Source organism: Streptomyces noursei, assembly GCF_016917755.1.
Classification (GTDB): Bacteria; Actinomycetota; Actinomycetes; order Streptomycetales; family Streptomycetaceae; genus Streptomyces; species Streptomyces yunnanensis.
Genome location: NZ_CP070326.1, coordinates 784,317 through 797,611 on the forward strand (window position 1 = coordinate 784,317; position 13,295 = coordinate 797,611).

Genomic DNA, 13,295 nt, shown 5'->3' on the forward strand with positions numbered 1-13,295 from the left:
TTCCGATACCGTTCCGAGCCCCCGAGGCGGCAGGTCCGCCGGCCGGTCACGGCCACGCGGCGCCGCCGGGCCCGGTGACCAGGCTCGTCGTGCCGTCGCCCGACGTCCAATACCTGCGGCTATAACCTGACGGCATGGATGTCGACACCCGGCTGTTGCGTTACTTCGTCGCCGTGGCGGAGGACGGCAGCCTGACCCATGCCGCACAGCGCCTGTTCGTGTCCCAGCCGGCGCTGACCAAGCAGATCAAGCAGTTGGAGACGCAGCTCGGGGTGCTCCTGTTCACCCGGTCCCGGACCGGTATGGCCTTGACGGCGGCGGGGCGCGCCCTGGCCGAGCGGGTGCCCGCGCTGCTGGCCGACTGGGAGCGGACGCTGCGGGAGGCCAAGGCCGCGGCGAGCCGGGCGCAGCGCGTGCTGCGGGTCGGTTTCGTGGCCAGTGGCGCCAACGAGGCGACGCCGCGCATCGTCGCGGACTTCGCGCGACGCCGGCCGGGCTGGCGCGCGGAGATGCGGCAGGCCGCTTGGTCCAACCCGTCCGCCGGGCTGGCCGACGCGGAGGTCGATGTCGCCCTGGTGCGGCTGCCGTTCCCCGGCCAGGACGCGGTGCACCTCGTGCCGCTGCTCACCGAGCCGCGCTGGGTGGCGCTCGCCGACGCGCACCCCCTGGCCTCCCGCGAGGTCATCCCGTTCCGGGAACTCTGGGACGAGCCGTTCGTGGCCGCTCCGGCGGAGACGGGCGACTGGCGGAACCACTGGCTGGCCGCCGACGAACGCGAGGGCCGCCCGGTCCGCGTCGGCGCGGTCACCGACCAGCCGGACGACTGGCTCAGCGCGATCGCCAACGGCTACGGCATCGCGCTCGCTCCGGAGTCCGCGTCCCGTTTCTACGCCCGTCCCGGCGTCACCTACCGCCCGGTCACCGGTGTCAGTCCCAGTCGGGTGGCCGTCGCCTGGGCGCCGGCGGACGACACCAACGCGGTCGTGCAGGACTTCGTGCGGTGCTGTCGCGACAGCCTGGGACAGGCCCGCGGGACCGCCTGACCAGCACCGCCTCGCCGCATCGGCCCCCGGCACGGCCGCTGACGGAGGATGGTAAAAGGGGGCATGGCTGTCATACACAACACCACCCTCAGACCCACCAAATTGGAGCTGCTCACCACCTGGCTCCCGAGCCGGCCCTGGTACCGCGGCACCGGCCGGGAGCCGCAGCTGGCCCGAGTGGGCGGCTTCCGGCTGGACGATCCGCAGGGCGAGGTGGGAATCGAGTGCCTGGTGGTCACCGACCGGTCCGGTGACGCGCCGGTCTCGTACTTCGTCCCGCTCACCTACCGCGGGGCACCGCTCGACGGTGCCGAGCAGGGCCTCGTCGGCACCCTGGAGCACGGCATACTGGGCCGTCGCTGGATCTACGACGGGGCCCACGACCCCGTGCTCGCCACCGAGTTGCTCGCCCTCTTCCAGGGGCGCGCCGAACCGCAGGCACAGGACGCCTCCGATGCCCGGGACGAGTCGGTCCACCACCACCTCGGTGAGGGCGCCGAGGCAGCCGCGATCGGTTCGTTGCGGATGGTGGGCGCGGCGACCGTCGTCAGCGGGCCGGACGGCACCGACCTCACCCTGGACACCATCACGGAGGCGGCGGCCGACGGGCGGCCGGGGCACGCTCCCGCCACCCTCGCCCTGCACATCGGGCGCGTGCTGGAACCGCTGGCCCAGGAGGGCGCCACCGGCCGTGCGGACACCGTCCCGCAGTGCCTGGGTTCCCTCACCGGTGTCTGGCAGTCGGCCGACGGCACGGAGGCCCGCGGCCTGTTCGCCACCCTCGGCGCCGCGGAGCGCTGACGCGCGTCCCGCGGCGCCGCTGCCGACCGCGACCGCGGACGACCGGGGCGGAACAAGCGTGCTGCGCACGACCGACACCGCCACCGTCGGCGGGGCGGACATCGCTGCCTGGCGGGCCGCCACCGACAAGCGGCGCGCCGTCCGACGGTTCGCGGTGGCGGGCATCCCGCACGCCCCGACCCTCGCCCTGGACGCTCCGAGCCGTGCGGACGTGCTCGATGCCTTCGCCGCACTGGGGCGTGATGTCTGGGCCCGGCCCACGACGGGCGTCGGCGGCGAGCACGTCTTCCACATCACGGGCGTTCAACGGCTTTTCGAGGTCGCCGACTTCTACGCCGACCTCGGTCAGGCGTGGCTGCTGTCTGAGGACGCCCGCAATGTCTAATTTACCTGCGCCGGGGCGGAGTTCCGGACGGCCGGGGCGGCGACCGGGGCGTGGTCCGGTGGGGCGGGTGGGTTGCGTGCTTCCGGGTGAACAGTGCGACCGGGTGGGCGCGCCGGATTCGAAATACGGGCTCTCTTGCCCCTTATTGCCTTGTGACCGATCCTGTGGACATGGCGATGGTGTTGCTGGGCCGCTTATCCGCGGTGCCTGCGGAGGCCGAAGGGGAGGAACGCCGCTCGGCGGACGTGCGACGGCGCGGCCCGGGGAGCGAGGACGCCGGTGCGGGCCTCATCGGGCCGTCGTGCGCAGACGTTCCCGGAATGCCTTGACGTGGGGGTTGCGCTGGTAGGGCGCGAGGCGGTGGGCCAGCCGCGGCAGGGTGCCGTGCACGGACCCCGCGGCGAGCTGCCGGTGGTGGCGCAGGGCCTGGAAGGAGTGGTCCACGGCCGCGTCGACGTCGTGCAGGGCGATCAGGGTGTGCGCGAGCTGGGCGTGCAGCAGGGTGCGGGCCTTGTGGTGGTCGGCCGGCCGACTGGCGAGGGAGTTCTCCAGTTCGGTCAGGGCGGACTTGTGGTCGCCGAGACATGAGAGGACCTCGGCGCGCTGGTAGCGCAGCGCGGTCTCCGGGTAGCTGGTGAAGGGGCCCTCGGGGCCGGTGGCGCGCGCCAGGTGCTGCTCCGCGGCGAGCAGGTCGGCGGCCGCGGCACGGCTCTCGCCGGCGCCGGCCCGGACGACGGCGCGCCCGGCGTAGAGGTAGGCACGGACGGCGCTGGGTACCGCCGACCCGGCTATCTCGGTGGCGGCCTCGCCGAGCGCGAGGGCCTGGTGGTGGTCGCCGAACTGATGCGCCTGCACGCTCAGGCAGCGCAGCACGATCGCGTAGGAGCCCAGGTCACCGGCGGCGCGGGCGAGTTCGAGGGCGATGTCGTAGTAGTGCTGGGCGAGGGCGGGGTGGCCCGTCTCCGAGGTGCGGCCGGCCAGGAGGAGGGTCAGGTGGGCGGCGCCGCTGAGGAGGGCGTGCCGGACCGCCTGATGCGCCGGGGCGGTGAGCAGCGGCACCACTTCCGTGGCCAGATACCCCGCCAGCGCGGACCGGCCGTGGGCGCCGCCGTGCCGCTCCCCCAGCAGGACGCTGCGGGCCGCCACGACCTCCAGCCGTACGGGGGCCGCGGCGGATGCCTGAGGCGCGCGCGGGTCGGCCGGGGGCAGGGCCACGGGTCGGCGCCCCCAGCCGGCGACGACGGGTGGCGGGGCGGAGAGGACGGCGCGGGCCAGCTCGGCCCTGCGGGCGGGGTCCGCCTCGGCGCGGCAGAGGGCGGCCAGCCGGTGGACGGGGTCGCCGCCGTGCAGCGCGGAACTGAGCGCGCCACCGGTGAGGTCGGGGTCGGGGAATCCGGCGTCCCGGGGCGTCAGTCGGCGGCCGAGGCGGCGGCTCAGCGCCTGGCCGATCAGGTGTCCGACCGGGGGGCGGGGGCGTGCCCCGCCCAGCCAACGGGCCACCGACGTGCGGTCGTAGCGCAGCCGGAGACCTTGGGCGCTGCCGAGGGCGTTGACGGCGCGGGCGAGGTCCCTGGCGGTCCAGTCGGCCTCGGCCAACAGTGCCGCGAGCATACGGTTGGGGCGGCGCGGGGGCGTCATGATCTGTGTGCCTCGCTCACTGGTCGGGCTTTCCGGCTCGGGAGTAGGCCGGGATCGCGGGCCTTTCAACACGTTCACGCTTCCCACCGCGATCAGGCGTTCCGCCCCGGCTCGATTCATGGTTCCGTTGGTGGACGGTTGTTGGCTACGGCTCGATGGTCCGCGAGGCGCCTTTCCGGCCACGGGAAGACTGCCCCGAAAGAATTACGCGGACACCCCCGAGGGCCCCGCCCGCCGTGGGTAGGAATCCAATCAGGCACAACGGCACGACCAGGTACGGACATCACTCCCCATGAACTTCTTTCGTCCCTTCCGTTTCTCCGGTTGCCCTCGTCCGCGCGACCCCGGCGCAACCGTGGAATTGACGCGGAATGATGCGGGTGGGGCTACCGGTCCGGAACCCGAACCACCGCGCCGGGAGTCGTAGGTGTCGCCGTCACGCCGCCGCAATCAGAACTTGCGGGCCCTGCTGGCAGAGGCCCGCTGGACGCAGGCGGCGCTGGCGCGCACGGTCAATGCCCTCGCCGCGGAAATAGACCTCGACCTGAATTACGACCGCACGGCCGTCGCGCACTGGCTCAGCGGGACCCGCCCGGCGCCACCGGTGCCGGAGTTGATCGCCGAGGCACTGACCCGTCGGCTGGGCCGCTCGGTCTCCCCCGCCGCGGCGGGGCTCGTCGGGGAGCCGTCCGCACCGGCGGGCGGGCGGCTCCCCCTTTCCAGCATCCCGATCAGCACCGCCCTCACCGAGCTGTGCAGCATGGAGAACGACCCCGCCCGCCGGGCCTCGGCCCGGATGCTGCCGTACCGGGAAGCGGAGTTGGCGAAGGTCGCGGCCGGGTCGGCGGGCCGGGCGCCGAAGCCCCCGGTGCCGCGCGGGGAGCAGGACGCCGGGGACGACCTCGGGGTGGTCCGGCTCGCGGTGCGCTTCTACTCCGCCTCCTTCGACGCGCACGGCGGGCGGCGGGCGCGCTCGGCGCTGGCCGCGTACCTCGCGGACGACATCGCTCCGCTGCTGCGCGAGCGGGAGGGCCACGATCAGCGCCGCGGGCTGCTGGTGGAGGCGTCCCGGCTGTCGTTCCTGCTCGCCCGGATGTATCAGGACGCGTCCGTGCACGGGCTCGCCCAGCGCCACTTCTCCACCGCTCTGCGGCTCGCCGACGAGTCCGGGGACGCCACGGCGCGCGCCGTCGTCCTGCGCGGGCTGAGCGCCCAGGGGCTCGCGTTGGGGCACCGGCGGATCGCCCTGTCCACGGCCGAGGCGGCGGCCGCCACCCGGGCGTCGGACGGTCCGGCCCGGGCGTTCCTGCTGTCCCAACTCGCCGTGGCGCAGGCGGCCTGCGGGCGGCACCGGGCCGCGCGGGAGTCGCTCGGCCGGGCCGAGAACGCGCTGGCCCGGGGCGAGGGTGCCGGCGCGGCGGAACCCTTCACGGCATATTCATCTGGCTCGTTGGAATTCCAGACCGCCGAGGTCCTCCGGTACACGGGCGACCTGCCGGCCGCGCGCGCCGCCCTGGCCAACTCGCTGGCCCGCCGGTCCGACCAGGACCACCGGGGCATGGCGCTGAGTTTTGCCCAGCACGCGGAAATACTCATGGGTCTCGGTCATGTGGAAGAGGCCTGTGCGTCCTGGAATTCGTTCCTGGACCACTATGTCCATCTGCGGTCCGGGGCCGCGGATCTCGCCGCGGGCCGGCTGCGTCAGCTGCTCACGCCCTTCCGGAATCTCCCGGTGGCGACCGCGGTGTTGCACCGTGCGTTCGCCGTGACGTCACCCTCTCAGCACTCCTGAGACGCCGCGCCGCCTGCGCGTTCACCCCTTTCAACAGACCCGGACCCGAAACGTGGACCACGGGTCCGGAGAGGGTTGTTGAATGACATAACACCGACCGGAAACGAACGGAAACGGGATGTGGAAATGCGTGACGTCACCGCGACCACCCATGGAAAAAAACACTCGACACTGCCCCGGGTCGTCCATGTCTTTCCCGGGCAGGGCGACTTCGCGGTAAGTCCGCTGGTTCGAGCACTACGCACTCACACAACCGTACGAAAAGCGGTGCGCGAGGTATTCGAAGAAGCCGAGGAAGTCGGCGAGGAATTCGATATCGGGCCACTGGCCAACGCATTGCTGAGCGATGCGCCGCCCACCGGCCGTGAACTCGCCGCCGGAAGTGTCGGCACCCCCCAACTCGCGCTGTTCTGCTCCTCGGTGGCGGTGCACCGCGCGCTGTGCGCCACCGGCCTGGTGCCCGACCAGGTGCTCGGAGTGAGTTTCGGGGAAATCGCCGCCCTCACCGCGGCCGGTGTGTTCGAGGTTCCCGAGGGCGCCCGGATCGCCTGTCTGCTGGCCCGTCAACTGGCCCGCTGCGCCGGCGGGATGACGCTGGTCGGCGCCGGAGAGGCCGGCACGGAAGCCCTGCTGCGCCGGACCGGTTCCCCCGCCCTCGCCCTGGCCTGCGTCAACAGCCCCGAGGAGACCATCGTCAGCGGCCCGCTGCCGGACCTGCGGGCGCTGGAGGAGACGGCCGCCGGGCAGGGCGTCCCGGCCGCCCGCCTCCGACTGCCGTTCTCCTCCCACCACCCGTCCCTCACCGGTCCCGCGGACGCCTTCGCCGCCGCGATCGGCCGCCTCGCCCCACGCCCGGCCCGGATTCCCGTGCACTCCGCCGTGCACGGCGGCCCCTACGGCCCCCAGGACGATCTCCGCCGCGGCCTGGCCGACTGTCTGGTCCGTCCCTTCCGCCTGCCACCGGTGCTCCGCCGGATCAGCACCGCCGGCCACGCCCTGTTCTTCGAGGCGGGCACCGGCCAGGCACTGACCCGCAGCATCCAACAGGCCCTGCCGCCCGACGCCGCCTACGCCCACGCGCCGCTCGCCGATCCCGCCTTCCCCTGGCCGCGGCCCGGCGCCCCGGCCGACCGCCGGCCGGACACCGCCCTCGCCGCCCTCTGGAGCACCGACGATGACCACACGCACGCAACCGCTCGGTGAACTGGCCGAGATCGTCCACGGTTCCCGCCCCTACACCCTGCGCAGCCGTCTGCTGACCGCCCTGGCGGCCGACCGCGAGCAGTCCGCCGACGCTCCCGAGGACCGCACCCACCAGGTGCACCGGCGACTGCGGCTGCTCGCGGACAACCTGCCGCCGGTCGGCGAGCTGTTCCGCAACCCCGAACAACTCGCGGTGCTCAGCGAATGCGCGGCGCTCGTGGACCCGCCGCTGTACATGGCCGTCGTCAACCACTACGTGCTCTGCCTGGGTTCCGTCGTCACGCTCACCGACGACCCGGCGGCGCTCGGCCGCCCCTGGCGGAACCTGACCACCGGCCGCGCCAAAGGCGTCTTCCTGGTGACCGAGATCGGGGACGCCAGCAGCCATCTGGGCACCCGGACCACCGCCCGACTCGACCCCGACTCACGGGAGTTCGTGCTCGACACGCCGGTGGCCGGCGCGGCCAAGTTCTCCGGCGTCGGGGGTTTTGGGGTGCCGCAGACCGCCGTGGTGTGCGCCCGCACCGTGGTCGACGGCATCGACCGTGGGGTGTTCTCGTTCGTCGTGGACCTCACCGACGCCGACGGCCCGCGGCCGGGCGTGGCCCTCTCCCGCAGCCTCGAAGCGCCGTCCCTGCCGCTGGACTACGCGCTGGTGCGCTTCGACGGTGTCCGGGTCCCATACGCCCAGTGGCTGCGCGACCGGGCGCACATCGACGCGGACGGCGCCTTCCACGACCCGCTCGGCGGCCCGGACGCGCGGCTCCAGCGGACCCTTTCGGTGGGCCGGATCCTGTGGGCCACCCTGCCCTCTGCGGTCGCGACCATGGCCCGCCAGTGTTCCGTATCGGCGCTGCGGTTCTCCGCGCACCGCAGGGCCCACGGCCGACTGGCCCCCGGCGCGAGCGTGCTGGAACTCCGCAACCAGCAGCACGCGCTGCTCGGGGCGCTCGCCGAGTCGTTCGCCCTGACCTGCGCCGGGCGGACCGCGCGGGAGATCTGGGCCCGGTCGCGCACCGTCCGCCACGCGGCGGTGCACCGCGCGAACGGGATGACCTTCTCCCCGTGGACCGCCGTCGATCGGCCGCTGGCGGTGCTCAAGGCGGTCACGGTGCGCGGCGCCGCACGGGTGGCCGCCGAGTGCCAGCACCGCTGCGGGCTCGCCGGCTTCCTGCGCCCCAACCTGCTCGACGGCTACCACGGCTTCGCGCACGCCTTCGACACCGCGGGCGGCGACAGCCACCTGATCCTGCTGGACGCCGGCCGGTCCCTCGTCCAGGAGCGCGGTGCCGGGGCGGGCGGCAGCTTCCCGCGGGCCGACGTCCCCGCCGACCATCCCGGCTGGTGGCCGGCGGTCGCCCGGGCCCAGGAGAGCCTGCTGCGGGACGAGCTCCACCGCGCCCTCCAACACGGCGTCCGGGCCGGACGGACCGGACTGGAACTGTGGAACCCGCTGCTGGACGCCGCGCACCGACTCGGCGAGGCATACGGCTCCCGGCTGATCGCGGACGCCCTGGCCGCCGCCGTCGAAGCCGTCCACGACCCCGAACTCCGCGCGGTGCTAAGCCCGTTGGCAGCGCTCTACGGGGCCGTCGAGGCGCGCCGCCTGGCCGGCGGCCTGCTCGCCGCGGGCACCCTCGCCCCCGGCACCGTCCGGGCGCTCCCCACGGTGATCGACGGCCTGTGCGACCGCCTGCTGCCCCATCTCCCGCTGCTGTGGGAGGCGATGGGCGCACCGCCCGGCGCGGCCCCGGCCCCCTTGGGCGCCGACGACTACGCCGCCGCCCTGTACGACTTCCTCGACCGGTGACCGGAAAGGCCGTCATGAGTCCGCACTCCTCCCCCGCGCCGCCCATCGGCATCCTCGGCATGGGCACCTACCTCCCGCGCGGCACCCGCAGCAACCACGACATCGCCGCCGCGGCCGGCGTCACCCCGGAGTGGATCGCCCAGCGCACCGGAGTGCACACCCGGCACGTCGCCGACGCCGACGAGGCCGCCTCCGACCTGGCCGCGGCCGCGGTGCGCGCCGCGGTGGCCGCCGCCGGCATCGACATCGACCAGCTCGACGTGTTGATCGCCGCCACCTCCACCCCCGACGAGCTGGGTCCCTCCACCGCCTGCCGCATCCAGGCCCTGACCGGCGCCCGGCACGCCGTGGCACTCGACGTCAGCGCGGCCTGCGCCGGCTGGCTGTTCGCGGCCCGAGTGGCGCACGACTGGCTGCGCGGCAACGGCGGCGCGCGCTACGCGGCGGTGGTCGGCGTCGAGGCGTACTCCAAGTTCCTGGATCCCACCGACCGGGGCACCGCGGTGCTCTTCGCCGACGGGGCGGCCGCCGCGGTCCTGGGGCCCGTACCGCACGGTGCCGGATTCAGTGACTTCCGCCTCGGCTCCGACGGCACCGGCGCGCACCACGTCCTGATCCCCGGCGGCGGCAGCCGCCTCCCCGCCAGCCCCACCACGCTCGGCGAACACCGGCACCACATCCACATGGACGGCCGGGCGGTACGGGACTTCATCGTCGAGATCTTCCCCCGGCTCGTCCGCGAGAGCCTGGCCGGCAACGACCTGCGGCTCCAGGACATCGACGCGTTCATCACCCACCAGCCCAACCCGCTGCTGCTGCGCAACCTCGGCGACCGGATCGGCATCCCGCCCGAGCGCCTGGTCATCGTCGGTGACGAGGTCGGCAACATCGGCGCCGCCAGCGCCCCGTACGCCCTGGCCAGCGCCGCCGCCCGCGGGCTGCTGCCGCCCGGCGGCCGGATCCTGCTGGCCGTCTTCGGCGCCGGCGTGACCTGGGGCAGCGCCCTGCTGACCTGGACCGGCGCGCCCGCCATCCGCATCGCGCCGCTCCGCACCGCCCGCGCCTGCGCACCCTCTTCTTCCCCCTCCAACGTATCCACGCTGCAAAGGAGTTCCTCATGACCGCCACGCCCCACGACCCGTTCCGACTCGACGGCGCACGCGCCCTGGTCACCGGCGCCTCCCGGGGCATCGGCAGGGCCACCGCCGTGACGCTCGCCCGGGCCGGCGCCGATCTGGCGCTGTCCGCACGGAACCAGGCCGCCCTCAAGGAGACCGCCGCGCTGGTGGAGGACGAGGGGCGCACCGCGGTGCTGGTCCCCGGCGACCTCGCCGAACCGGGCACCGCGGAGGCCGTGGTGGACGCCGCGGCGAACGCACTGGGCGGACTCGACGTCGTCATCCACAACGCGGGCGTGCTGCCCGCCCAGGACGACGGCACGCCCACCCTGGTCCCCCTCCAGGACTCCGCGCAGGTCGACTGGGACCACGTCCTGGCGGTCAACCTCAACGCCACCGCCGCGCTGTGCCGGCGGGCCCACCGGCACCTGACCGCCTCGTCCCGGGCCAGCCTGGTGCTGATGTCCTCGCTGGCCGGGGTCGCCGGCACCCCCCGGATGGAGGCGTACGGCGCGTCCAAGGCGGCGCAGATCGCGCTGGCCCGCAGCCTGGCGGTCGGCTGGGCACGCGAGGGCATCCGGGTCAACGCCCTGTGCCCGGGCTGGACCCGCACCGACATGACGTCCTTCGCCTACTCCCTGGAGCCGCTGTCGGAGTGGCTGATGGCGCACGTCCCGTTGGGCCGCTGGGCGGAGCCGGACGAGATCGCCCGCGCCGCGCTGTTCCTCGCCTCCCCCGCCGCGTCCTACCTCACCGGGCAGGCGCTGGTGCTCGACGGCGGGGTCTCGGTGCCCGACGGCGGGCTGGCCGGCATCTCCAAACCGCCCTCCCCCTTCACCTCCTGACTCCGCGAATCGAGGACTACCGCCATGACTAGGGTGAGCCCCACAGCCGTGCTCGACGGCATCGGCAGCTGCCTGCCACCGCGGGTGCTGACCAACGAGGACGTCCGGCGCCGCGGCGTCCTGGACACCAGCGACGAGTGGATCCGTTCCCGCACCGGCATCGCCCGGCGCCGGGAGGCCGAGGACGACACCAGCACCGGCGACCTCGCGGTGGCCGCGGGCCGGGCCGCCCAGGAATCCGCGCAGGCCCGCGCCGACCTGGTACTGGTCGCCACCACCACACCGGACCGACGCTGCCCGGCGACCGCACCGGAGGTCGCCCAGCGGCTGGGCCTGGGCACGGTGCCCGCCTTCGACCTGGCCGCGGTGTGCTCCGGCTTCCTCTACGGCCTCATCGTCGCCACCGCACTGATCCGCACCGGTGTCTGCAGCCGGCCCCTGGTGATCGGCGCGGAGACCTACTCCCGCATCATCGACCCACTGGACCGGGACACCGCGGTCATCTTCGGCGACGGCGCCGGCGCGGTGCTGCTGCGCGCCGGGGACCGCGCCGAGCCGGGCGCCGTCGCCGCCACCGACTGGGGCTCCGACGGCGCCGGCAGCGACCTCATCGCGATCGCCGCCGGCGGCGCGCGACTGCCCGACCCGGCACGACGGTTGTGCCGCGAGGACCACTACTTCCGGATGCGCGGCCGGGAGGTGTACGGGCAGGCGGTGCGCCGGATGTCCGAGTCCTCGCTCGCCGTCCTGGCCAAGACCGGCTGGCCGCCCTCCGCGGTCGGGGCGTTCATCGGCCACCAGGCCAACCAGCGGATCCTCGACTCGGTCGCCGACCGGGTCGGCATCCCGTCCCGCCACCGCTACGGCAACCTCCGCGACATCGGCAACACCGCCGCCGCGTCCATCCCGCTGGCCCTCGCCGACACCGCCGCCCAGCACCGGATCCGCCCCGGCACGCCCACCCTCCTGACCGCCTTCGGCGGCGGACTCACCTGGGCCTCCGCGGCCCTGACCTGGCCCGCCGCCCACCCCCTCGCCCGCCTCCCGGAACCCCGCACGACCAGCGCCACGACCCGACCCGCACACCGGAGGAACCCCTCATGGACCCTGTCTACGACCACCTCGTGACCATCCTCACCGACAAGTTCGAGGTGGACGCCAAGGAGATCCGCCCCGACATCACCCTGGCCGCCCTGGAACTCGACTCGCTCGCCGTCGTCGAGCTCTACGTCACCCTCCAGGAACACTGGGGCGTCCCGCTGGACGAGGACGACTCCGCCGCGGAACAGACCCTGGAACAGGTGGCACAGGCCGTGACGACCCAGCTGTCCACCGACGGTGCCCCCGCCGACCGGGGAGGAGCCCCGCGGTGAGCACCCCCGCCAACGACGCGGGTCTCGCGGTCACCGGAATCGGCCTGGTCACCCCGGCCGGTTCCGGCACCGCGGCGACCTGGGACGGGGTCTGCGCCGGCCACGGGACCGCGGCGCCGGACCCGCAACTGGCCGGTCTGCCGGTCGGGTTCTCCTGCCGCGTCCCCGGCTTCGACCCGCGCACCCAGGTGCCCGGCGCCCGGCCCTGGCAGTACGACCGCTGCACCCAGTTCGCGCTGGCCGCCGCCCACGAGGCGGTCACCGCGGCCGGGCTGGACCCGGCCGCATGGAACGCCGCCCGCGTCGCGATCGTCCTGGGTTCCGCGGCCGGCGGCGTGGGCACCTACGAGGAGCAACTCCGCAAACTCGGCGACGCCGGCCCCCGGGCCGTCTCGCCCCTCACCCTCCCCGCCTTCCTGCCCAACATGGCCGCCGGGCAGCTGGCCATCGCGCTCAGCGCCCGGGGCCCGGTCCTGCACACCGCGACGGCCTGCGCGTCGGGCGCCTCCGCGGTGGCGCTGGCCGCGCTGCTGCTGTCCGCCGGTGCCTGCGACATCGCCGTGGCCGGCGGCGCCGACGCCATGGTCACGCCGCTGTGCGCCGCCGCCTTCGCCCGCATGGGTGCGCTCTCCCGCCGCCACGACGCCCCCGACCGCGCGTCCCGCCCCTTCGACGCCGATCGGGACGGGTTCGTGCTCGGCGAGGGCGCGGGCGTACTGGTGCTGGAGCGCGCCGCGGACGCCGCAGCCCGCCGCGCCCCGGTGCAGGCCCGCCTCGTCGGCCACGGCATCTCCGCCGACGCCCACCACCCGGTGGCCCCCGACCCGGAGGGCCGGGGTCTGCGGCTGGCCGTCCACGAGGCGCTGCGCTCCGCCGACGCCACCCCACAGGACATCGACCACATCAACGCCCACGGCACCAGCACCCCCCTCAACGACCGTGCGGAAGCCGCGACGCTGGCCCGACTCTTCGGGGCCGCGGGGCCCTCGGTGACCTCGACCAAGGGCGTGCTGGGCCACACCATGGGCGCCGCCGGTGCGATCGAGGCCGCACTGACCGCGCTGACCGTCAAACACCAACTCGTCCCGCCCACCGCCAACTTCCGGCAGCCCGACCCCGGCGCCCCGGCCCTCGACCTCGTCACCGGCCGCCCCCGCCGCCAGACCATCCGCCTCGCCCTCAGCAACTCCCTGGGCTTCGGTGGCCATGCCACGGTGCTCGCCTTCCGACCGGCCGCCTGAGACGCCCTCCCGGGGGACTCGTCCGGCAGGGGACGACGAGGGACGG

The 13,295-nt window shown here is 74.5% G+C and carries 12 protein-coding genes; 11 read left to right on the forward strand and 1 reads right to left on the reverse strand.

Annotated features, from left to right (window positions below; genetic code table 11):
- The first annotated feature begins 134 nt into the window (after positions 1–134).
- The 3 genes from JNO44_RS03255 (at position 135) to JNO44_RS03265 (ending at position 2,229) form a co-directional block, all read left to right on the forward strand.
- A complete protein-coding gene (locus JNO44_RS03255; protein ID WP_205361199.1) occupies positions 135–1,043 on the forward strand; it encodes a LysR family transcriptional regulator in 909 nt (302 codons plus the stop codon).
- A gap of 63 nt (positions 1,044–1,106) precedes the next feature.
- Positions 1,107–1,844, forward strand: a complete 738-nt coding sequence (locus tag JNO44_RS03260; RefSeq protein WP_205361201.1) for a maltokinase N-terminal cap-like domain-containing protein — start codon at positions 1,107–1,109, stop codon at positions 1,842–1,844.
- A gap of 58 nt (positions 1,845–1,902) precedes the next feature.
- On the forward strand, positions 1,903–2,229 hold the full coding sequence (locus JNO44_RS03265) for an ATP-grasp domain-containing protein (RefSeq protein ID WP_205361203.1): 327 nt from the start codon (positions 1,903–1,905) through the stop codon (positions 2,227–2,229).
- Between the two features lie 288 nt (positions 2,230–2,517).
- Here the strand turns inward: JNO44_RS03265 and JNO44_RS03270 are convergent, their stop codons facing one another.
- Complete coding sequence (locus JNO44_RS03270; protein WP_205361205.1) at positions 2,518–3,867, reverse strand: NsdA family TPR-like regulatory protein; 1,350 nt, start codon at positions 3,865–3,867, stop codon at positions 2,518–2,520.
- Between the two features lie 427 nt (positions 3,868–4,294).
- On the opposite strand from JNO44_RS03270, the gene JNO44_RS03275 reads away from it, so the two are divergent.
- The 8 genes from JNO44_RS03275 (at position 4,295) to JNO44_RS03310 (ending at position 13,249) form a co-directional block, all read left to right on the forward strand.
- Positions 4,295–5,659, forward strand: a complete 1,365-nt coding sequence (locus JNO44_RS03275) for an NsdA family TPR-like regulatory protein (protein WP_205361207.1) — start codon at positions 4,295–4,297, stop codon at positions 5,657–5,659.
- A gap of 267 nt (positions 5,660–5,926) precedes the next feature.
- Positions 5,927–6,862 (forward strand): acyltransferase domain-containing protein, encoded by a 936-nt coding sequence (locus JNO44_RS03280; RefSeq protein ID WP_240167391.1) that lies wholly within the window; start codon positions 5,927–5,929, stop codon positions 6,860–6,862.
- Positions 6,834–8,672: an acyl-CoA dehydrogenase family protein gene (locus JNO44_RS03285; protein WP_205361211.1), complete on the forward strand. Its 1,839-nt coding sequence runs from the start codon at positions 6,834–6,836 to the stop codon at positions 8,670–8,672. Before JNO44_RS03280 ends, JNO44_RS03285 begins: the two co-directional genes overlap by 29 nt.
- Before the next feature lie 14 nt (positions 8,673–8,686).
- Positions 8,687–9,793: a 3-oxoacyl-ACP synthase III family protein gene (locus JNO44_RS03290; protein WP_205361213.1), complete on the forward strand. Its 1,107-nt coding sequence runs from the start codon at positions 8,687–8,689 to the stop codon at positions 9,791–9,793.
- Positions 9,790–10,635, forward strand: coding sequence for an SDR family NAD(P)-dependent oxidoreductase (locus tag JNO44_RS03295; RefSeq protein WP_205361215.1), 846 nt, complete (start codon positions 9,790–9,792; stop codon positions 10,633–10,635). Before JNO44_RS03290 ends, JNO44_RS03295 begins: the two co-directional genes overlap by 4 nt.
- A 24-nt stretch (positions 10,636–10,659) precedes the next feature.
- Positions 10,660–11,763, forward strand: a complete 1,104-nt coding sequence (locus JNO44_RS03300; RefSeq protein ID WP_205361217.1) for a beta-ketoacyl-ACP synthase III — start codon at positions 10,660–10,662, stop codon at positions 11,761–11,763.
- On the forward strand, positions 11,736–12,008 hold the full coding sequence (locus tag JNO44_RS03305; RefSeq protein WP_205361221.1) for an acyl carrier protein: 273 nt from the start codon (positions 11,736–11,738) through the stop codon (positions 12,006–12,008). The genes JNO44_RS03300 and JNO44_RS03305 overlap by 28 nt, the downstream gene beginning before the upstream one ends.
- Positions 12,005–13,249: a beta-ketoacyl-[acyl-carrier-protein] synthase family protein gene (locus JNO44_RS03310; RefSeq protein ID WP_205361223.1), complete on the forward strand. Its 1,245-nt coding sequence runs from the start codon at positions 12,005–12,007 to the stop codon at positions 13,247–13,249. The genes JNO44_RS03305 and JNO44_RS03310 overlap by 4 nt, the downstream gene beginning before the upstream one ends.
- Positions 13,250–13,295 lie beyond the last annotated feature (46 nt).